Genomic DNA, 22,630 nt, shown 5'->3' on the forward strand with positions numbered 1-22,630 from the left:
ATAAAGAGCGCACTTGTGAGAGCGAAAAGTCTTTGGTGGGGCGTTTGGCTGGTGTGCGCAGTGGCGGGAGCGGCGGCTGCGCCTGAGCGCGGGCGGTTCGAGTCGCTGGGCATTCCCGTGCGCGTGGGCGGTTTGATGGGCTGCATCGTCGGTCCGAATGGGAAAGGGGGCGACGCGCTCTACTTCAACTTCAACCAGGACGGCGCGCCGCTGTTCCTCGTGCAGGTGGACCCTGATACCGGCGAGGCGCGGCAATTCAACGCGCCTCAGGGGCCCGGAGCGTGGGCGCTGATTGCGGGGCCGGATGAAAAGATCTACCTCGGCACGTGGGACGGCGGGCTGATCCTGCGGTTTGACCCTCGGCAGCCGGAGAAAGGGATCGAGGTGGTGGGCAGACCCGCAGCGAGCGAAAGTTACCTTTGGCAATATGACGTGGGCAAGGACGGCAAGCTCTACGCCTGCACGTATCCGCAGGCGAAGCTGGTGAGCTTTGACCCGGCGACGGGCAAAATGGAAGACCTGGGGCGGATGCACCCGACGGAGATGTACGCGCGGAGCCTGGCGGTGGGGCCGAACGGCAAGGTGTACGTGGGCATCGGGACAGAAATGGGCGACTTGGTGGTGTATGATCCAGCGACGAAACAGCACCGGAGCATCATGCCGGAGAAGTTTCGGAACACCGCGCCGGGAAACTTCGTCGGCGTGACACGCCGGAGCGACGGGCAGATCTACGTGGCGTGTCACGCGGGGCTGCTGCGCGTGGACGATGAGTCGGTGACGCGGGTCGAATCGGCGCCCGAGTTGCCGCCGCTCAAACTGCGCGACGGGCGGGAGGTAACCGCGTTTGGCCGCGGCTCGTTCTCCCTGCGGGACCCGAAGAAGGGAAAGGTGGCCGAGCGCACCTTCAAGTACAGCGGGGCGGGAGACATGATCTTCGTGGTGGGGACGGGTCCCGGCGGCACGATCTACGGCAGCACGGCGCTGCCCCTGGAGGTCTTCCGCTTTGACCCCCGGGTCGGCAGGAGCGAGCACCTCGGCGGGATGCCAGGGGGCGAGGTCTATTCCATTCTCGATCACGCCAACCAAGTTTACCTCTGCTACTATGGCGGCGCGGTGATGAACCTGTATGATCCGGCCAAGCCGCTCTGGAAGTTCGGCACCGGCGCGGACTGCAATCCGATCAGCTTCGGGGGCGTCGGAGACGGGCACCTGCGACCACGGGCGATGATCCGCGGCCCGGGCGGGCTCATTTACATCGGCAGCGAGCCGCCCTATGGACAACTGGGCGGCGCGATGGCGGTGTGGGACCCGCAACAGAACAAGACCATTGAGAACTACCGGAACCTGGTCACCAACCAGAGCATTGTGTCGCTGGCATGGGAACCGAAGAGCGGGCTGATCTTCGGCGGCAGCGGCAACTGGGGCGGCGGGGGCACGCGGCCGACGGAGAAGGAGGCCAGGTTTTTCGCATTCGACCCGCAGCAGAAGCGCAAGGTGTTCGAGGCGGCGCTGGCGCCCGGCGCCGGGAGTTACCCCGCGACAGCGGCCGCCGATGGCAAGGTGTACACCACGGTGGGCGACCGTCTTTTCACCTTTGACCCGCAGACGATGCAGCTGGTGCGAACGAACAGCCTTCCAGGGCCGCAACAGCAAATCTCGCTGGGCCGGCACCGGAATGGGCTGCTGGTGGGGCTCACCGGGCGGGCGGTGTATGTGTTCGACGCCATGAAAGGAGAGGTGGTTCATTCCGCCGCCGCGCCGGCGCAGATCCTGTGCGGGTACGCCTTGACCGACGAGGCCGTTTATTTCGGCTCAGGGCCGAGGCTCTGGCGCTACTGGCTGCCGCGGCTGGAAGGGAGCAAGTGATGGGAGGCTGGAATGCGGTGTCCGGCTATCCGCAGTTCCGGATGCGACCAGGCTTCCTTCTCCTTGCGCTGGTCTTTGGGGCGCTCACGTGCCGCGCAGGCTCGGCGGCGAATGCTGCGCCGGAGGGCTGGCAAACATTGGCGCCGCGGGAGGAGCTGCGGCCGCAGTTCAGCTACAGACCCGGGGGCGGGCCGTCGGGCCAGGGGAGCTTCGTCATCGCCACCGGCAGACTGGAAGGGCTGGACGGGCATTGGAGCAAGACGTTCCCGGTGAAAGGCGGGCGGTGTTACCAGTTTCACGCGTTGCGGCGGGCCACACGGGTAGCCGCACCTCAGCGTTCCGTGTTGGCGCGCATTCTATGGCGCGACGACCACGACCAACCTGCAGTCCGCGACGAGCCGGGCGCCCGTAGCTACGCCCCCGGCGTGCCGCCGGTCTCGGAGCCGGAATACCCCGCTGACGGCCGGACCGACGCCGCGGGCTGGACCGCTGTCGAGGGCATTTACCGCGCGCCTGCCAAAGCCACGCACGCCGTTGTGGAACTCTACTTGCGCTGGGCGCCGCGCGCGCGGGCCGAGTGGAGCGATATTGTGTTTGCCGAGACGGAGCCGCCCGCGCCGCGCAAAGTGCGGCTGGCGACCGTGCATTACGTGCCGAAGGGCGGGAAGACGGCGATGGACAGTTGCCGCCAGTTTGCGCCGCTGGTCGAGCAGGCCGCGCGACAGAAGGCGGACCTGGTGGTGCTGCCGGAGACGATCACCGCGACCGGCAACGGCCTTTCCTACCGCGAGGCCGCCGAACCGGTGCCCGGGCCGGTGACGGATTACTTCGGCGATCTGGCGCGCCAGCGTGGGCTGCACCTGGTGGCGGGACTCGTGGAGCGCGACAAACACCTGATCTACAACGTCGCCGTGCTCATAGGCCCGGACGGCAGGCTGATCGGCAAATACCGCAAAGTGGCTCTGCCGCGCACCGAGATCGAGGCGGGCATCGCGCCCGGCCACGAGTACCCGGTGTTCGACACCCGCCTCGGCAAGATCGGCATGATGATCTGCTACGATGGCTTCTTCCCTGAAGTCGCCCGGCGGCTTAGCCTGCGCGGGGCGGAGGTGATTGCTTTCCCGGTTGCCGGATGCAATCCCCTGCTCGTGGCCGCGCGAGCGTGCGAGAACCACGTCTTTCTGATCAGCAGCACTTACACGGACGTGCCGGCCCATTGGACGATCTCCGCCATTTATGATCGCGAAGGCCAGGTGCTGGCGCAGGCGAAGGACTGGGGCTCCGTCGCTGTGGCGGAAGTGGACCTGGCGCAACGGCTCTATTGGTCGAGCCTGGGCGACTTCAAGGCGGAGATCCCCCGCCACCGGCCCGTATGGCCGGGTGAGACGGAGTAACGAGGTCTCTGCCGCAACGGCAGAGGTAGCGTTCGCTAACAACGGCAGCCCTGTATTCCTGGACCGAGCAGCCACCCTGGTGCAATCAGGCGCAGTGTCCATTTTTTGGACAGTGGTGGCCCCCGAGCGCAGTCCCGCAGCCCGAAGTGCTGGTGTGGCAACGCTGTGACACGCATGATACCCCTGTGTGTATCCCATGGGGATCGCTCCCCATGGGATACACACCGTAGTCTCGCCGGATTGGCGCCGTCCCATCGCCGTGGCTGGCATGGGCGCCGGGTGCCTGCGGGTTGGGGGGAGGAGCGGAGCCAGTAGTTGGGGCGGCAGTTCGGTGGGCGTCGCCGGATAGATCCGACTTGCGGCGCATACCTTGAGCCCACCTGGCCGGTGAGATGATTCCAACCGAAACTGGCTGGCTTGGATTCGGCGCTGTGGCTGGGCAATACGCTAGTTGATTCGCGAAATTTAGCGCTGAGCCAGGCGCGGTCCGGCGTAACGCTTCTGCAGTTCCGTGGCCGTTTGGCCCAGTCGTGCTGCCAGGGCTTTGGGCTGCAGCACCGTTGCATGGCGGCCCCAACCCAGCACCCACCGCTCCATCTCCTCGATGTTGTTGAGGCGCAGGCGCAGGCGGGAACAGCCGCCAGGCAGCTCGGTGAGTTCCTGCGTGGGGTGCCATCTTCGCCCCCGGATCAAATCCGTCGCCCACGCGTCGAACTCAATCATGACCTCGTAATCGGCGCCTCCCTTGAACACGGTGAAGCTCCCGCGCAGGTATTCATTCGGATCAAACCTGGCTGGCATTGTAAACCGCTCGCCCGTCAACTCGGGCTGCTGCAGGCGCACCAGCGCGAACGTCCGCATGTCCTGCCGCTTGACGTCGAAGGCAAACAGATACCAATGGTTCTCGATGCAGGCCAGGTGATACGGATGCACCAGCCGCCGTCGTGCCTTGGCGACCCCCACGTTCCGGTAAAGGAACTTCAAGCCCCGCCGCGTCCGCAAGGCCCGCGTCACAATTTGAAACGTTTCCAGGTCCGAATCCTCGGGCGCAAACGGCCGGAACGACAGCACCTCATCCAGGTTGCGCATGGTAAACCGCACGCTCTGGTCCAGTTGGCCGGTGAGCTTGCGAAACGCCGTTTCCAACGGCTGCTGAAAGGGGGTGCCGCTGTACTGGGCGATCGCCTTGTGAGCCACCAGCAAGGCAAACATCTCCGCCTCCGTCACCGCCGCCCCCGGGAAGTGGTCCACGGGCCGGGTGTAATAGTAGCCGTTCCGGTGAGCATCGTACTCGATCGGCAGATCCAGCCGATACTTCATGAAATCCACGTCTCGCTTCACCGTGCGAGTGCAGAGCTCAAACTCGCGGCCCAGCTTCGAGCAGTTGGGGTATTCCTGATTCTGGAGAAGCTGATGCAGGCGCAACATGCGTTCCATTGGGGCCCGGTGACTGATCTGGGACTGAACTCTCGGCATAGTTCCTTTCTGGCGAATCCTGGGCAAGTTGTGCCACGGCGGCCAGCGAATGTCAAAGCCCGCAAGGCAGCCTTGCGCAGATGTTCGGAGAGTTGTTCCCGCGCGCGCAACCACGTTCGCTTGCCGGCTACGGCAGCATCAGGACGCGGTAGAAACGCTGCGGGGCAGAGCCGGGGACGTCGGTGGCGGTGGCGAGTGAGTCGGCGGCGGTGATGTCGGGCGCCAGGTCGTTCCAGGCGGCGGCCAACGTCGGCTTATACTGGACGCGGTAGGTGCGGCCGGGCAGCGCGCTCCAGGCAAGGTGGACAACGCCATTCAAGCATTGCGGCGGTTCCAGGACCGGCGCCGGGGCGTAGAACAGCGAGAAATCACCGGGCGACACGGCGAAGAAGATATTACCGTCAGCCTGGACTTTGATGCGGGCGGCCGAGGCGGTGAGCGGAGGCAGAGCCACCGTGCAGGCGCCGGCGTTGGGGACATTGCTGGCAAGTGCGATCGGAAAGGTCAGGCCGCCGTTGGTCGAGAGCAGGATGCTGACCGTGGCCGTCTGGATAGAGGCGTTGGTGGTGTTGGCGACATCCCAGGTGACAGTCTGCGTCCCGGACCATGTCGCCGCCGCGGCTGGAGCGGTCACCACAAACGGGCCGGCATCGGCGGCGACGGTCACCTGCGTATCGGCGGCAGCCACGCCGCTGCCGTCCGGCCGATTATCCCGCGCGGTGACGCGGAAATTGAGCGTGCGGCTGGTCGTGGGCAGCATTTCACCGGGCGTGCTCGCGCAGCGGAGAATATCGGACCACTGGGGGAAGGTGCGCGCCGGGTCCGTGGTCGGATCGAACGAACGGAACAGCGGGCTGAAACCATTGTCCGGTGCCTGCAACGTGACGGCGGGACCGAGGTCGCGTTCCTCCCAGCAATAGGCCAGCGGATCGCCGTCGGGGTCGCTGCCTGTGGCCGTGAGGGTGAAAGGCGTGCCCAGCGGGATGGTGTAACCGGGTCCGGCATCCACCGTTGGAGCGTTATTGCCGGTTGCCCCAGGGGAAACCGTGCCGCTGCCCGCGCCAACAGCCGTGTAGGCCAGGATCTGTTCCAGGCTGGCCGAGTGAAAGTAAGGAGAGCTGTGCGCTTGCAGATTATCGGAGCCGCAAATGCCGGCGTAGGACATGATTGTGGAGCCGCTGCCGGGTTCATAAGCGGTGGCGGCGTTGCGCTCGCCGTAGCCACAATAGCCGATGCTGCTGTTGAAGGTGTGCGACGCCCCGAATTGGTGGCCTATCTCGTGGGCCACGTAGTCAATGTAGAAGCTGTCCCCGACCGGCGGATACGTTCCGGTCTCTCCGCGGGCCTTGCGCCCGGTAACGCCGACCACTCCCATGCTGGCCAGCCCGCTGCCGCCGGTGCTGAAGACGTGCCCGATGTCATAGTTGGCATCGCCAATGACCGCATCCAGATTCGCCTGGTTCTGCAACAGCAGCGCGTAGGGATCGCTGTCGCTGTAAGGTTGTTTGGCGGGGTTCGTATAGACGATCCGATCGTTCTTGGCCACCAGCACCAGCCTGATGCCCGCCTCCGTTTCATACACGCCCGTCACGCGGTTAATGGCCGTGACGATGGCCGCCAGGCCGGCGGAGACCGTGCCGCCGAAGAACTGGGTGTATTCCGCGGTAGCCGCGCACGCCAGCCGGTAAGTGCGGAGCGTGCCGCCGGAAAGCAACAGGTTGGCCGATGAGCCGGAGGTCGCCGCCGCCGCCACATTGCCGGCGCCGAGACATTGGAAATTCCGGGCGGCCGCGCGATAATCACGGCGGTAGTAAGCGGCGTGAAGATTGGTGTTTCCGCGGAGCTGCGGCTCGATATACACCGCGCCTTGCGGGGAAAGGACCTGGGCATGGAAGCCGGCGGGGGTGATATCGAATCGGACCAGGGCGCTCGGATCATCCAGGCCCTGCCCGAGATAGGTCCTGATTTCCGGGAACCGGGCGGCCAGGTCGGGTTCCATGACCGGGGACTCGACAAAGCGGAATCGCGCCTGTGTACCATCCGGCATGGGCAGGTCAATGACCGCGTCCGAAGCCGCCAGGGACTGCGCGGCTTCCTGGGGGGCGCTGTTGAGTAACGGGCGGAGCTGTGAATGCTGGAGGTTGACCGCGCGGAACACGTCCGGCTGGACCCAGGCTTCGGAGGCTGCGGACTTCTGCGGGGTTGGCTCGGTGTCCTGCCACAGAGCGCCTTGCGGGGCGGCTTGGGCGCGCGCGAGGCAGACAAACGGCAGTGCCCAGACAATGAGGATCAGCAGAGTCGGAAGGCTTAAGCGATGCTCGTAATTTCTGTTCAATCCAAATCCGGCGCAGGCCGTCTCTGGACCAACAGGGGGGTGGCACGGTGTCCGGGGCGCGCTACCAAACCCAACAGAGCGACGTTTTTGTTCACCCCGATAATGTCCTGGAAGCCCCGCCAAACTCAAAAAGAACGAATACGGACCAGGGTTCCCGCGGCAGCACGGAGGGCCGACCGGGGATTCCCCGGGGCAACGCGGTTTATGGGGAGCAACCCGCGCCCATCTTTCGTCTAAGAAAGAGAGCCGCCCGGTGTCTTACTGGGTAAGACAATATGTCCTCTTGCCAACAGAGCGCCCGGACGGTTGTATGAACTGAGCCAAAGCGAGAGCATTCGCCAAGCATGGCGCTAATGTCACCAGACCAAGCCAGCGCTGAGCCGCCCGGGTCGGGAACGATCACGGAGCTGTTTGGGGCTCTCGAATCGCCTCTGCTGAGCTATGCGCTGCGCCTGGCTGGAGACGCCGGTGTGGCCGAGGACATCGTCCAGGAAGCATTCATGCGATTGCATGCACAGTTTGACGAGGTGCGCGAGCCGCGGCGGTGGCTCTATCGCACTGTGCATAACCTGGCCCTGAACCACCGGCGCCAGGCCTCCAGGATCGTGCCGCTCAACGCGCGGAGCGAGGACGGCTCCCCGGCGGCCGACGACACCTCGGATCCCCAGCCGCTGCCCGATGAGCAAATCGCCCGCTGGGAGGGCATCGGCCTGGTCCGTCTCAGCCTGGAAACCCTCGACGACCGCAGCCGCGAACTCGTCCGGCTCAAGTTCAACGAGGAGCTGTCCTACAAGGAAATCAGCGCGCGCACCGGCCTCAACATCGGCCACGTCGGCTACCTGCTGCACCACGCCCTGAAATCCATTGCCGATGAACTGGCCAGAAACGGAGTAGTGCCATGAACACAGAATTTCCCGCCGACCCGCGCTCCGCGCTCGAGGCCAACCTGACCGCGCTGTTGCTGGGCGAACTGCCGCATGAACAGGCCGCCGCCCTGCACCAGAAACTGGCGCAGGATGCCGAGTTGGCGAAACTCTACGAACGGCTCAAGCAGACCGTCAACCTCGTGCGGGAAACCGTCGCCAGCCCGGCGCCCAAAACCGCCGAGCCGCTGCTGCCGCTCCGGCTCGAAGAGCAACGGCGGCAGAAGCTGCTGGCGCATTTCCAGACGGTCGTGCCCAGGGAGTTCGCTCAGCCGCGGCGACGCTGGGTGCCAGCGTCCGCCACGCTGGCGGTTGCAGCTGCGGTGGTGCTAATCCTGGTTTCAGTGGCTGTGCCTTTCATGAAGGTTTCGCGTTCCTTCCAGCTAATGTCGTCCGTTGGGCAAGAAGAGACCGCCGCGCCTGTGCTCTCTCCGGCACCCAGCGCGGTGAACAGCTACGAGCTGAGCGAGGGGGAGCAGATGACAGAGCGGTATCGGTCGGCAGGCGAGACTCGCGGGCTGGCGAGGCTTGCGCCGCCACCGGCCTCGGCGCCGGAGCCGGCCAAAGGCGCGGCGATTGCGCTGCCGGAGGTGGCGACAGCAGGGGATGCAACGTTGACGCTTAACCACAGCTTGCAGGCTGAGTCCAAGCCGGAGGCAAACACGAGGGGTTTCTACAGCGAGTCGTTGGGGCGGCCGGCCGGGACGCATGGCGGCAGCGGCGGCGCGTATGGCGCCTTTGCAGGGGCGGCCAGGGGCGGCGCCGCGCTGGCGGAGGGGCGGAGGGCGGACGGCGAGATGGATGACTTCTTCAGCCGGTCGGACTTCGGGATTGCGTCACAGGCGGCGAGGCCGGCGGATGGGATCGTGGACAGCAGGAGTCCGGGCGAGCGTCCAGCGGTCCCGGCGCTGGGGACCAGCCCAAGCTTGCTCGGTCTGGCACCCGCAGTGGCAGGCAAACCGGCGGCCCCGGCCGCGGTCCCGCAGGTTGCGGCAGCCGTCCCGGGGAGCGCTCCGGCGAACGTGCCCGCCGGCCAGTCGGAGAGCCGCCGGGTAGCGATGGGGAACGCTTCCATAGTGGCCGGCACAGAGTTGGCCAAGGGGGTCGAGGTGGCGAGGGTACCCATCCAGACCAAGGGCGCGGAGATGGCCGCCGGGGACCTGGTGGTCGGGGGGCGGGGCCGCGTGGCCGGCTCGCCCGAAGGTCTGATCGTGAACCGCGGCGAGCCCGCACAGGAGGGGTTTCTGAGTCTGGACGACAAGAGCAAGGATGTCCTCGACACACCCGTCGCCGCAGGCAGGTTGCAGGCGGGGGCCGATGTGAAGCCGGCGGCGTCAAGTCAGTCGGCGTCGCCGAGCGTGGGGTATGCGATGGCGGGCCGGCCGGCTTCGGAGGGGCTGCATTTCGGGCATGGGTTCGCGCGGAGCCGGTCCGCGGCGGCTGGCGAAGTCGCGGCGCGGACCGCTGAGACGTTCGATTGGGATGATACCGCCGGCGGCGCCCAGGTCCAAAAGTTTCAGTGGTATCTCAACGGGGACACACAAGCCGGGCTGGCCAACGCGGACGGGCGGCAGGCGCCGGTGCTAGGCGATGTGCCGGCGTTGGGCCAATTGTATCGGCGGGAGGCGGAGGAAGTGGACAAGACTGCCAGGGCGAAGGTGGAGGAGAAGGTCCGCGAGGCGCAGAAGCAGGTGGAAGACCTGCGCAGGCAAGGCAGCACCGTCAATGCGGTGGCGAGCGCTTCCGGCCCGGTGCCGGCAGAGGACGCTGCCCCGGCCAGGCCGGCTGTTCCGCCGCCGGTGCCGCAGCCGGAAGTGCAGACCAGCGAGAATGCGTTCTCCACTTTCTCACTGAATGTGAGCGATGTGTCTTACAAGCTGGCGGGGGCGAGTTTGGAGAAGGGCGTGATGCCGGAGGCGGCGTCGGTGCGGAGCGAGGAGTTCATCAACGCGTTCGACTACCGCGACCCGGAGCCGGCGGCGGGTGTGCCGGTGGCGTTTGCGTGGGAGCGGGCGCAATATCCGTTCGCGCACAACCGCGACCTGCTCCGCTTCTCGATCAAGACCGCCGCGCTGGGCCGCCAGCCCGGCCGGCCGCTGAACCTCGTGCTCTTGCTCGACAATTCCGGTTCGATGGAGCGCGCCGACCGCGTGCGAACCATTCGCGAGGCGCTGCGCGTGCTGGCCGGCCAGCTGCAGCCGCAGGACAAGCTTAGCGTCGTGAGCTTCTCCCGGACGGCTCATTTGTGGGTGGACGGTGTGCCCGGCAACCAGGCGGCCAAAGCGGCGGAAGAGGTCGGGCGCCTTACACCGCAAGGCGGCACCAATCTGGAAGACGCCATGAACCTCGCCTACCAGACCGCACTGCGTCATTACCTCGCCAACGGCGTCAATCGCGTGGTGCTGCTCACCGACGGCGCCGCCAACCTCGGCAACGTGGAGCCGGAGGCGCTCAAGCAGAAGGTCGAGACCAACCGCAAGCAAGGCATCGCGCTCGACTGCTTCGGCATCGGCTGGGAAGGCTACAACGATGATTTGCTGGAGGTGCTTTCGCGGAACGGCGACGGGCGGTATGGGTTCGTCAACTCGCCCGAGGAAGCGGCGACGGAGTTTGCCGGCCAGCTCGCCGGGGCGCTGCGCGTGGCGGCCTCCGACGTGAAGGTGCAGGTCGAGTTCAACCCGGCCCGCGTGACGGCCTACCGCCAGATCGGCTACGCCAAGCACCAGCTCACCAAAGAGCAGTTCCGCGACAATACCGTGGACGCCGCCGAGATCGGCGCCGCCGAATCCGGCAACGCGCTTTACGTGGTCGCCGTGAACCCGGGCGGCGAGGGCCCGCTCGCCACCGTGCGCGTCCGCTACAAGGTCCCCGGCACAAGCGATTACCGCGAGCAGGAGTGGCCTGTTCCCTACACCGGCAACGCGGTGGCCCTGGAGCAGGCGAGCCCGGCGCTGCGGCTGGCGGCCACGGCGAGCGCATTCTCGGAGTGGCTGGCGTCCAGCCCCTATGCGGCGGAGGTGACAGCGGACCGGTTGCTGGGCTGCCTGAGCGGCGTGCCGGAGGTCTATGGAGCCGACGGGCGGCCGAAGCGGCTGGAGTGGATGATCCGGCAGGCCAGAAGCATCGCTGGGAAGTAACGGAAGATAGCGAATCTGCGCCCTTATGAAGACACCCATGCTCCTGATTGCCCTTGGTGCGGTTGTGTTGCTTTCACCCGCTCGGGCTGCCGGCCAAGCCCGTGGGCAGGAAGTCATCCGCAAGTTCATCGAGGCGAATCGCTACTGGCTGGTGGGGCCGCCGCCGACGGTGCGCCAATACAGCTACACATTGAACCGGCTCGGGAAGAAGCAGGAGTTCGCGGTGTCCGACCCGATGAAGGCGCCGCGCGCGCGGCGGCAGGGGGTGACGTATTCCACGATGCTGCACCAGATCGCGGCGAAACCGGCGAGCGCGACGGTGCGCACGCTGACGGAGGAAGGCGGGCGCATCCGGCTGACGCTGGCGTTTGACCCGCCGGTGCGCGGCGCGTGCGGGAACGGCGTGGAGAACAGTTGGAATGGCTATTTCAACCTGGGCGGGGACGCGGGGTATCTCATCCTCGACGCCGTGCGCCTGGTGCCGCTGGAGGCCGGGATGGGCGCGCTGACGGAGACGTTCGCGGAGTTCGCCGAAGTGGAGGCGGGGTGTTACGTGCCGCTGGCGGTCACCGTGCAGAAGGAGGACATGCGGTTTGACTGGCGCTTCCGGCTCTACGAGCCGGGCCTGTGGTTGCTGGACGACAGTCGCTATGGCGAGCGACGCATCGCCTGGGTCGAGGAGGTGAAGGTAAACAAGGAGACCCCCGTCCTGCGCCGGGCGGTGGAAGCCTCGGTCGCCCGCGAGCAGGCGCAAGCGGTCGGAACGACCGCGCTCCAAACCTTTCTAAAGGCGAACTGGCAGTGGCTGTTGCCGTCGCTGGAGGCGCGGCGCGGCCTGGTCTACGAGTATCGGCAGGAGACGCCCTACCTGGAGCGGGTGATGTTTGGCCCGGACGGGAGCGTGATGGCGCGGTTGGAGGCCACGAAGGACAGCCCGGACCGGCCGACGCGGCAGCGGCTGTGGCTGGCGGATCGTCGTTCCCACAGCGGGGACGCGAGCGATCAATTCGTTCGGCTGGAGGGCGCCGGCAACGCGACGGCGAGCCCGGAGGCGTGGCTGCAGCGGGACCGCCTCGTGCAACACCTGGCAATGGGGCTGGCGCTCGATTGCGCGCTGACACGGCTGGCCCGCGAGCCGGACGCCTTTTGGGCGGAGGTGCAGCCCGCGTCGAAGGCGGCAGACCGTTACCTGCTGGTGCTGCGGTCGCGGAAGGATGCGCGGCTGTTCACGGGCACGATGCTGACGTTCAGCTCGTGGGCGTTCATGCACGACGTGGACTATGACCGCAGCGAGATTCTTTGCGATGCCGCTACCCATCGGCCGCTGGAGGAGAAGGACTACGCGGGGAAGTCGGAGCTGAAGGGCGAATACCGGTTCGAGGACTGGCTTGCCGAAGCGGCTGGGGCTGTGCCGGGACGAATCCGCGCGGTGGTGCCGTACTCGAAGGATAGCAAGGATCAATCGCTGGAGATGGATGCGCGGTTCCATTTGGCGAAGCCCGGGGTGTGGCTATTGGAGCGGGTGGAGAGCGGCTTCCGGGGAGGCGGGGGCGGCTCCACGGGCGTCGTGGCGGTGGTGTCGGCGACGGCGGAAAGCTTTCAACCGATTCGCGATCTGCGGCAGAAGGCGCAGGCTACTGAGCAGGTGTTGGCGGCTATTCGAGAGGCGCCGACTGGCCTCACGGTGCAATCGCTAAAGCCCGGGGATTGGGCGCCGTTGCCGATCCAGGCGACGTGGACCGACCAGGCGCGGGAATCCGCCCGGTTCGATCGGGAGGGCGAACGGAAACCCGCGAGCGAGCCGCCGCTGATAGGTCTCCACCGGGCGAGGATTGTGGAGCGCGACAGCGGTGCTGCACAGATCCAACTTGAGGGGCTGTCCACTGCGTCATGGAAGGAGTTTCAGATGGAGTGGAAGGTGCGGTTGGAGGACGCCGAGGGCCGCGTGCTGGGCACCGGCGCCACCAACCTGGCGCTCCGCGCCGAGAGCGCGCCGGCGCCCTTCCGCATCCAGTTCGATCTGCCGCAGTCCGGCGCGGTGCCGCACCGCGTCGCCGTCAGTGCAACCGTCCTGCGCATGTCCGGGGCCTACCACGGCCACGGCATGTGGTTCCAGTTCACCGGGAAGGAGTGAGTCAAAATGAAATCAACTACTACCGTAATCTCCATCTCCAGCGCCGCAGAGGAGGTTCAGGGTTTCAGGGCGCGGGTCGGGCCCGCGAGGACGCTTGCCCTCGCGGGGTGGGTGCTGGCCGGCCTGATCTGGCTGGCTTGCTTCCCGGCTTCGGCGCTGATCATGACCGGCAGCGGCAACAAAGAGGTCCACGACCGGGGTTGGCCGGAGGGGGCGCTGGCCGTTGCCAACCTTGAATCGCGGGTTGGCTGGTGGGAAGGCCCGCCGTTCGGGGGAGGCGATTGGCACTTCCTATATCAGGGTGACACAGCCGCTTTCCAGGAGGCGCTGGCCGCGTTCGCCGCCATTCGCGCGCCGGCGCTGGAGCTCGTCGTTCACGACGGCCCCCACGAGGACGGCGTCCTCAAGAAGCCAGCCGACTGGACGTTTAATGTGTGGGTGCCGGCGAACTGGCATCGCCTGTTCAACAACCCCAGGAGCGTGGACGCGGCGGACCAGCCCCAGTTCCGCCGGCTGGTGGACCCGCCCCGGCTGGACGTCTATGTCGGCGGCGGGGGCGTGGATTGGGCGAAGGTCAAGGTGCCCGCCGGGCTCAACGTGCGGGACGAGCGGGCTGCCGCTTCTGCCGTCAGTCCGGGCGGCGGCGCGGTCCTGCGCGCCGACGTTTACGACATGGCCACGGGCAAGCCGGTGGCGGGCGCGCGGGTGGTTGTGGCCGTCATCTATGACACCATGTACGGGCGGCCGGCGGTTCCCGAGAAGGTCGCCGAGGCAACGAGCGACGCCACGGGCCGCGTGGAAATCACCCGGTTGCCCGCCGGGAACTATCGCCTCACGTTCGGCGCCGATGGATACGCGGCCCGCATGCTGCGTCGCGAGCACCTCGGCGAGCGCACCTGCAAGCAACTCACCGTCGAGCTGGCCAGGGCCGCAGTCCTCGAGGGCCGGGTGACCGACACGGAGGATAAGCCGCTCAAGGACGTCCGGGTGGCCCCCGCCAATGTCATGGCCCTGAACGGCCTCGGCTACAAGGGGCCGGATGAACCGGGAGTCACGACCGACGCGGACGGGCGCTTTGCGCTGACCGGGTTGCCGACGGGCTACGTTCAACTGCGCGCCGCGGCGGACGGTTATCACTTCAGCGACCTGTTCACCATCCACGATGTGCCGGGCGCGGAGGTTCAGGTGCGTCTGAGCCGCGCGGGGGCGATCCGCATCAGCGTGACGGGCAAGGAAGGCCGCGCCCTGTCGCGCTACGAGGGCAATGAGATATTGGTTGAAGTGGAGCCCAAAGGCGGCTCGAAGATCGGCCTGTGGAGCGGCAGCGCCAAGGTGAAGGACGACGGCACCTTCGAGTTCAACCATGTGCCGCCGGGCGAATATCGCATCAGGAGCCACCCCAACCCGTGCAATTCGGACCGGCAATACGCTCCGGAGCAGATCGTCACTGTGGCTCCCGGCGCTCCTGCAGAAGTGAAGGTGATCTATGAATAATCCTCGATGGTCGAATTGCCGAATTCGGAGCTGGCTCGCCGCCCTGGGTGTGCTGGCGCTGACGTCCACCACCGCGCCTGCGATGTCGGGCACCGACCAGGTGGCCTGGCCCGGCAAGCCGGTTGCCGCTGAACCCGACTGGCCGGAGGGCGTCCTCGACCTCGTCAACGATCCGCTGCGCACCGAAGGATGGAACCCCTGGTTCTCGGAATGGCCCAACGATGTGAATCATTACGCCTTCCAGGTGCGCGGCACCAACGACGTTAACCGCCTGCTCAAGAAGCTGGCTGCGATCAAGCACGCGAAGGTCCAGGTCCTCCTGTATCCGGACAAAGAGCCGAGAGGACTGGGATTTACCACTGTGCTGGACGAAGGCAATGGTGCGGCTGCCGTGTTTTCCATCGGCAGCCAAAAGCGGATAGATCAGTGGTACCAGCACCTGGAAGAAGGGGAGCCAGGCGTCCGGGTATTCGGCGTCCACCGCTTCCGCAAGCCACCCGAAGCCCACCCGCCCACGCTGGCGCTTCACGTAGGTAACAAGGCGATTGATTTGAAGACCTTGAGGATTCCGCCCTCGGTAGAGGTAAAAGCCGCGGTTTCGGCCGCCTTCCGGTCGGAAGGGAAGAATGCCGCGTTAGTGGCGGCAATTGATGATTTTGCAGCGAAACGCCAAACCAAGTCAGCTACACCGGCATCCCAACACCCTGAACCGACCTCCAAATGAAAACTCCCATCGCTTCCTTGCACTTCCACCTCAAGCACGCCTGCCTGCTGTCGCTTCTGTTGGCTTTCGCGCCGGCCGGTACCGGACTGGCCGCCGCCAACACCAGTGCCGAGGTCAAGAGCCTTTCCCTCAACGGCGGCCTCGAAGACGGCAAGGCCCGGCTGGTCATCGAGGCCGACCTCAAGGGCCTGCCCGGTGGCCAGGAGAAAGCCGTATTTGCAACCGTTCTCCAGCATTCCATCAAGATCACCCGCGACAAGCTTACCGATTCCATCGCCGCCACCTTCGACATCCTCGCGGGGGAACCGAAGGAACTGCCGCTCACGATTTCGGGCGAGGGCGAAATCCGCCAGGTGACCGGCGCGGCCTTGGCGGACTGGAGCATCCGCCTCGAAACCAACGGCGTGCGCAGCCTGGTGCTGCGACCCCGCAAAGCCGACAAGCCTCTCACCCAGCTGGCCGTAACCATTATCGCGGACCGGGAATTCAAGGACTGGCCCAGCCCGCTCACGCCGCTGACCCTTACCCCCGCGCAACCCGCGCTCTTCAGCGGCTACATCAAAGTCGAGCCCGCGTCCGGCCTCGACGTCCAGCCTGGCGACATCTCCGGCCTGATCCCCATCGAGCTCAAGTTCCTCCCCGAACCTCTGCGCGGCGACGTCAGGCCCGACGAGTCGGCGGCGCTCGCCTTCCGGTTCCAGGGCGCGGCCTACGCCTTGCCGCTGAGGATAACCTCCGCCGACCCGGAAGCACGGCGCGTGGTGCTGCGAAATTTCAGGCTCACCGGCCAGCTCAGCGACCAGGCCGCCGCGTTTTCCTTCTCGGCAACCGCGCAGGTGAAGAATCCCCAGGGCGCCTCGCTGACTCTGCTGGCGGGCGGCGTCGCGCTCACCGAGCTCGAACCGCAACCCGGCTGGCGCGTGCGCGCCGAGCAGGACCGCCTCGTGCTCATCTTCGACGGCCCGGGCGAATTCCCCATCCAGCTCAAGTTCAACGCGGCCGTCGGCCACAAGGACGCGTGGAATTCAGTTGATTTCCGCATCGCCCCCAGCCTGCTGCAGCCGATCATTTTGCAGGGGCTGGCTGCCGACACGCAGTTCGAGTTCCCGGGCGCCGCCCGGCCCGAGCGCCGCGGCGGCGACTTCACCAGCTACCTGCCGTCAGACGGCACGGTGAAACTGGCCTGGAAAGAGGCGCGGACGGAGGCCGAGGGCAAACTCTTCTACGCCGCCGAGATGCTGTCGCAGATCACCGTCAGCCCCGGGCTGATGCGGCAGGTGGCGCTGGTGGACTTCAAGGTCATGCAGGGCGAGTTGAGCCGTGTGGCCCTGCGGCTGCGCGGCGCGGGCGAGGTCACGCGCGTGGTGGGCGAATCGGTGCTCGCCTGGAATGTCGAGCCCCTCCCGAACTCGACCGACCGGCGGCTCCTCCTCAGGCTTAATCAGCCCCAGAAGGACCAGTTCTCCGTGCAGGTGCAGATGCAGACGCCGCTGGGCGCGTTTCCGCAAGCGGCGGACGCGGTGCAGTTGCGGCCCGAGGGCGCCACGCGCTTCGCCGGCTACTTCCGCATCGTCAACGAAGGCGCGGTGCGCCTTGAAGTCGTTCAGGCCAGCGGGCTGTCGCAGATTTCGCCCGAGCAGTTCCCCGAGAGCGATGCCACGCGCGCCGCGTTGCGGGTGACGGGTAGCCAGCGGTTCGCCTACCGCTTCTCCGGCCCGGAGTTCGCGCTGCGCGTCCAGGCGGACCAGATCCTGCCCGAGTTGGGCGTGTCGCAAGTGCTGGCCTACCACCTGGGCGAGAACGAGCTGGCGATTGACGCCGAGGTCGAGCTGGATATCCGCGAAGCGCCCCTGCGCGAGCTGTTGCTGCGCGTGCCGAAAGGCTATGCCATCGCGCGCCTCACCGCCTCCGGGCTCAGCGACTACTTCCTCCGCGACTCGGAGGACCAGGCCGAGGCCGAGCTGCGGCTGGTCTACGGGCAGCCAGTGTCCGGCCGGCAGGTGGTGCAGCTGCGGCTGGAACGCAACAAGCCGCTGGGCGAAGCCGCATGGGCCTTGCCCCGCCTCGAGGTTGTCAAAGCCAAGTCGGTCCGCGGCAGCCTGGCGGTGGCGGCGGACGCGGGCTTTCGCCTCACGGCGGCGCGCACCGAGGGCCTCACGGAAATTGCCACCGCCTTCTTCCCGCGCAAACTCGCCGGCATCCAAACCGCTTACCGGCTCAGCGATCCGGCCTGGCAGGCCGCCTTCCGGGTGGAGCGTCTGCCGCAGACCGTCCAGGCCGAGGCGCTCAACCTGTTCTCCATCGGCGAGGGCGTTGCCTACGGGAGCACCCTGATCAATTACGTCGTCTCCGGCGCGCCCGTCTCGGCGTTCAAGGTCGAGTTGTCCGCTGAATACCCCAATGTCGAGTTCACCGGCAAAGACATCCGCAACTGGCAGAAGGCGGACGGCGGCTACGTCGTGCAACTGCACACACCGGTCGCGGGCGCTTACGCGCTGCTGGCCACCTACGAGCGGCCGTTCAAGTCGCAGGGCGAGACGCTCAGCTTCGCCGGCGCGCGCCCGCTCGACGCGCAGTCCGAGCAGGGCTACACCATCATCATCAGCGCCTACCAGTTTCAGGTGAAACCGGGCGAAGTATCCCCCGGCTTGCTCCCGCTTGAACCCGGCGAAGTGCCGCCCGAATACCGCCTCTTCTTCGACGCGCCCATCCTGGCGGCCTATCGCTACACCTCGCGCCCGTTCGACCTTAAGCTGGCGCTGACTCCGCTCGCGCAGGGCGACTCGCTCAGCCAGGTGGTGGACCGCGCGTCGCTCAGCACGCACATTTCCAAGGAGGGCCAGGCGCTCACCGACGTGCGCTACTTCGTCAAGAACCGCGGCAACACGCACTTCCGCCTGACGCTGCCCCCGGGGACGCGGTTGTGGTCCGCGGCCGTCAACGGCGCCGCGGTCGTTCCGGTCACCGATGCCCAGGCTAACCTCGTCCCGCTGCCGCAGCAGGCTGACCCCAACGCCGTGCTGATGCTCGACCTGAAGCTCGCCAGCACCAATAGCGCGAAGCTGGTCGCCGTGGCCGCGCCCATCGTCAACGCCCCCGTCACCCTCGCCGAGTGGAAGCTGGAACCCGACACCGGCCGGCGCCTGGTCTATCGCCGCGGCTCACTCACGCCCGCAGGAGGGATTCCGGACGTGTCGGGTTTCGCAGAGCTGGCACGCCTGTTCAGGGGGAACCAGCGCGGTGAGGGGCTGCTGGCACTCTTCGCCGGCCTGGCGTTGATCGCGCTGGCCGTGCTGGCGTGGCGCTGGGCCGTTCAGGAGGGGACTTGTCGCTTCAGCCCCCGCCACCTCTCAGGGACGCTCCTCGGCTTGATTGCCTTGGGCTTGTCGGTCGTCGCCTTTGTTTATCTGAGCGGAGCGGCGCAGGCCCACTCGCGCACCGTGCCGCGCGACGTGACCCTGCTGGCTCCTGTGCAGCAGGCCGGCAGCGCCTTGACCGTCGAGGTCGCCAACCTCGCGGACAAGCCGTCGGTGCTAACCTTCGCTCGTTACGCCTGGCCCGCGCTGCTCGCGTTGGCGGTGTGGGGCTTCGGCTGGATCACCGACCGTCCCGGATCGAAAACCCTGGGCTGGGTGATTGGTTGGACACTGCTCGCCTGGGCGGCTCTGCGTTGTCCGAACGGCGCGACGATCTTCCTCGGTCTGTTTGGCGCGTTCCTGTTGGTGCAGGTCGTCATCCCCGCATTGCGCCGGCTCGGCCGGTTGCCGCGCCGACCGCTCTCTGACCGGCCGTCGGCGGCGCCCGGCGGCGCTGCGCCCGCCATTACAGCCCTGCTGGCGGGAGGACTGGCTCTGCTGAGTTGTTGCGGGGTGAGCCTGGCGGCGGCCCCTGCGGCAAGCGCCAAATCCACGCCACTGGCGAAAGTGGCGCCCGTGGCAGAGTCCGTGGCGCAAGACATACGCGTCGAGGATAAGTTCGCGCGGGCGACGGCGAAGCTGCGCTGGCAGGCCGAAAAGGGTGACCTGCTTCCCGTCCTCTTCGAGCCTACCGTTCTGACGCGCGTGGATTATCCGACCAACGCTCTCAAGCTGGTCCAGGCGCCCGTGGGCGCCCGCGCCGCCCGGCAGTTGCTGGCCGAAAAGACTGGGGTCTTTGATATCAAGGTGCAGTATGAGTTGCCGGTGGCCAAAGACGACAGCGAAAGCAGCATTGTCCTGCCCGTGCCCTTCGGCGTTGTCAACCGTCTCAGCTTGACGCTTGTCAACCTTGACGTGGACGTGCTGTCGCCGCAGGCCGTCGCCATCCAGCGCGATACCGCCGGCAGCAATACCGTCGCCGCCCTGGTGCTCTTGCCCCTAAACGACGCCCGCATCACCTGGAAACCGCGCAGCCGTGACGTCAAGCGCGAGAAGCCGGTCTTCTATGCCGAGATTTCCCAGCTCTACGTGCCCGCGGGCGGGATCATCGAGGGCGCGCATTACGTTTCCATCCGCCCCGCCCAAGGCGAACTGAGCGAGCTGCTGCTGGACGTGCCGGCCGGCACCACCATCACCGACGTGCTTGGCACAGGCCGGCCGGCGGCGGATTCCAAGAAAGATTCCGCCATCTCCGTCGTCTCCCTGTGGCGCTTCGACCCGGACGCGCGCAAACTCCGCGTAACGCTCAGCCCGGCGCAGTCGCGGCCTTTCTCACTGCTCGTTCGTTCCCAGGTTGCCACCGGGCCGCTCCCCTTCGAACATACCGTCGGGCTGGTGGCGGTGGACAACGCTGCCGCGCAGATCGGCCTGTTAGGCATCGCCACCGGCAACGAAGTCCAGCTTGACACCGTCAGCGCCGAGCCGTTCTCGCCCATCAACCTGGAGGACTTCCCGGAGTATCCGGTCTCGGTGCTCCAGCCGCAGATCGCCGGGCTAACACTGCGCCGCGCCTTCCGTTACTCGGAAACGAAGGCCGCCGCCACGCTGAAGGCTTCCGCCGTCCAGCCCGACGTGCGCGTCGAGACCAAGGATACCCTCTCGCTCAGCGAAGACCGCACTGTCCTGGCGGCCGACGCCACCGTCAACATCACGCGCGCCGGCATCTTCCGCCTCAGCTTCGTCATGCCCGCCGGCTTCGACGTCGAGTCCATCAGCGGCGCCGCGTTGACGCATTGGACCGAGCTGAAGAGCGATGCGGGCCGTGTCATCACGCTGCACCTGCGCGGCAAGACCGAAGGCGAGCAGAAGTTCGCCATCAGTCTGGCCGGCCCCGGCGTGAAAGCCACCAACGCCTGGACCGTCCCGCAGCTGGTCCTGCGCGAGGCTAGCAAACAGCAGGGCACGCTGCTCCTGGTGCCCGAGCAGGGCTTGCGCCTCCAGGTCGTCACCCGCGACGGCGTCACGCAGCTCGACCCGCAGAAGTCAGGCATTCGCCAGAAGGGCGTGCTGGCGTTCCGCGTGCTCCAAACCCCTTGGAACCTCGTGCTCGGCCTCGAACAGGTTGACCCCTGGATCCAAGTGACCAGCCTGCAGCACGCCACCGTCAACGAAGCCCTGGTTAAGATTGCCGCCAACCTGCAGTATCAGATCGAGAACACCGGGCTGAAGGCGTTTCACATCCTCGTGCCCACCAACGCCGAGGGCGTTCGCTTCCAGGGGGAGCAAGTCGCCGATTTTCTGCCGGTGGCGGGCGCAATCACCAATGGCCTGCAGCCGTGGGAAGTGAAACTGCATAGACGCGTCATCGGCTCCTACCTGCTCCAGGCCACCTACCAGACGCCCGTGCCGGAGCGCGCGAGCGAGACGGCGCTGGGCGGCCTGCAAGCCGCCGACGTGAACCTGCAGCGCGGGTTCGTCACCATCCAGGACGGCGGGCGCCTGCAAGTGCGCATTGACACGCCTCCCGCCGCGTTACAGGCCACTGAGTGGCAGAGCATTCCTCGCGCCTTGCAGCAGAACCTGCCCGCCACCTCGGCCAAGTACGCCTACCGCCTCGTCGAGGCCGCTTTCCAGCTCCCCATGCAGCTCGAACGCCACGAGGCCGCCAAGCTCCTGCCGGCGCGCGTCAACAACATCACCTTCACCTCGGTCATCTCGGACGACGGCGAGATGCTTACCCAGGTGCGGCTGGAGATCATCCCCGGCGACAAACGCCTCCTCAACCTCACGCTGCCCAAGGATGCGCGCTTCTGGTTCGCCTTTGTCAACCAGGGTGGCGTCTGGCCCTGGCGCGAGCAGGACCGCGTCCTGATTCCGCTCGAGCAGCAGTCCCGCGGCGGCAAGGCCATTCCTGTGGAAATCTTTTATAGCGCGCGCATCGGCCGCGCCCGCGCCCGCGCGCTCGACCTGGCGCTCGTCGCGCCCAAGTTCGATCTGCCGCTGGAGAATCTTACCTGGCGCATCTCCCTCAGCGACAAGTGGCGCCTCAAGGATTGGACGGGCTCGCTTCAGTTGCAGCAGGATGAGACCGTCTCGCGCGCTGCCTCCGTTGACCTGCGAACCTACCTGGAAGGGGAAGCCAGCCAGCGGCGTGAGCGCACCAAGGAAGCCGAGCAATACATGGCTGCCGCCAACAGCGCCCTGCAAAAGGGCGACCCCGCGCAGGCCCGCCGCGCTTTCCAGGCCGCCTATGGCCTTTCCACCGGCGACGCCGCCTTCAACGAAGACGCCCGCGTGCAGCTGCACAACATCAAGCTCCAACAAGCGCTCGTCGGCTTGAATGTCCGCCAGGCCTCCGTGTCCGGGGATGCTGCCGCTCTCGGCGAACGATTCCTGCGCGAGCTCCGCGGCCGCAAGGAAGTCGCCTACACGCAACAGGACGCCAAGGATATCATTGACCGCAACACCGCGGACGACAACGCCGCCTATATGCGCCTGGCTGAGCGCCTCATCCAGCAGCAGGATGCCGCTGTCACCAGCCCTACCGCCATCCGCGCCAGCATGCCGGAGCAAGGCCGCGTCCTGACCTTCAAGCGCGCGGTGGTCGTTGACCCGTGGGCCGAACTGCATATCCGCCTGGCCGCGACCGCCGCCAAAGCCGCCTCGTGGGGCGTTCGTCTCCTCATCCTCGCCGCTACGCTGGTGATCCTGGCGGCCTTCGCCTGGGCTGGCCGCTCCTTCCGCCCAGCCGGCCGCGGCGCAAGTGAATAACCGCCGCTGATCCTTGTGCC

Annotated in this window: 10 protein-coding genes; 8 read left to right on the top strand and 2 right to left on the bottom strand. The window is 66.7% G+C overall.

Annotated features, from left to right (window positions below):
- The first annotated feature begins 15 nt into the window (after positions 1-15).
- A complete protein-coding gene (locus P5205_01225) occupies positions 16-1,866 on the top strand; it encodes a hypothetical protein (protein HSA08971.1) in 1,851 nt (616 codons plus the stop codon).
- On the top strand, positions 1,866-3,260 hold the full coding sequence (locus tag P5205_01230) for a carbon-nitrogen hydrolase family protein (GenBank protein HSA08972.1): 1,395 nt from the start codon (positions 1,866-1,868) through the stop codon (positions 3,258-3,260). Before P5205_01225 ends, P5205_01230 begins: the two co-directional genes overlap by 1 nt.
- Before the next feature lie 465 nt (positions 3,261-3,725).
- Here P5205_01230 and P5205_01235 read toward each other — a convergent pair whose 3' ends face one another.
- Both P5205_01235 and P5205_01240 read right to left on the bottom strand, forming a co-directional pair.
- Positions 3,726-4,697: a WYL domain-containing protein gene (locus P5205_01235; protein ID HSA08973.1), complete on the bottom strand. Its 972-nt coding sequence runs from the start codon at positions 4,695-4,697 to the stop codon at positions 3,726-3,728.
- Between the two features lie 166 nt (positions 4,698-4,863).
- A complete protein-coding gene (locus P5205_01240; GenBank protein HSA08974.1) occupies positions 4,864-7,071 on the bottom strand; it encodes a M12 family metallo-peptidase in 2,208 nt (735 codons plus the stop codon).
- Positions 7,072-7,424: 353 nt separating this feature from the next.
- Between P5205_01240 and P5205_01245 the strand changes: the two genes are divergently transcribed.
- The 6 genes from P5205_01245 to P5205_01270 are packed head-to-tail and all read left to right on the top strand — an operon-like array spanning position 7,425 to position 22,610.
- The gene (locus P5205_01245; GenBank protein HSA08975.1) at positions 7,425-7,973 is read left to right on the top strand and encodes an RNA polymerase sigma factor; all 549 of its coding nucleotides are present in this window, start codon (positions 7,425-7,427) and stop codon (positions 7,971-7,973) included.
- The gene (locus P5205_01250; GenBank protein ID HSA08976.1) at positions 7,970-11,131 is read left to right on the top strand and encodes a von Willebrand factor type A domain-containing protein; all 3,162 of its coding nucleotides are present in this window, start codon (positions 7,970-7,972) and stop codon (positions 11,129-11,131) included. The genes P5205_01245 and P5205_01250 overlap by 4 nt, the downstream gene beginning before the upstream one ends.
- 25 nt (positions 11,132-11,156) lie before the next feature.
- On the top strand, positions 11,157-13,265 hold the full coding sequence (locus P5205_01255) for a hypothetical protein (protein ID HSA08977.1): 2,109 nt from the start codon (positions 11,157-11,159) through the stop codon (positions 13,263-13,265).
- 6 nt (positions 13,266-13,271) lie between these two features.
- The gene (locus P5205_01260; GenBank protein HSA08978.1) at positions 13,272-14,759 is read left to right on the top strand and encodes a carboxypeptidase-like regulatory domain-containing protein; all 1,488 of its coding nucleotides are present in this window, start codon (positions 13,272-13,274) and stop codon (positions 14,757-14,759) included.
- On the top strand, positions 14,752-15,483 hold the full coding sequence (locus tag P5205_01265; protein ID HSA08979.1) for a hypothetical protein: 732 nt from the start codon (positions 14,752-14,754) through the stop codon (positions 15,481-15,483). Before P5205_01260 ends, P5205_01265 begins: the two co-directional genes overlap by 8 nt.
- On the top strand, positions 15,480-22,610 hold the full coding sequence (locus P5205_01270) for a hypothetical protein (GenBank protein HSA08980.1): 7,131 nt from the start codon (positions 15,480-15,482) through the stop codon (positions 22,608-22,610). Before P5205_01265 ends, P5205_01270 begins: the two co-directional genes overlap by 4 nt.
- The last annotated feature ends 20 nt before the right edge of the window (positions 22,611-22,630 follow it).

It is taken from the genome of Candidatus Paceibacterota bacterium, from assembly GCA_035452965.1.
Classification (GTDB): domain Bacteria; phylum Verrucomicrobiota; class Verrucomicrobiia; order Limisphaerales; family UBA8199; genus UBA8199.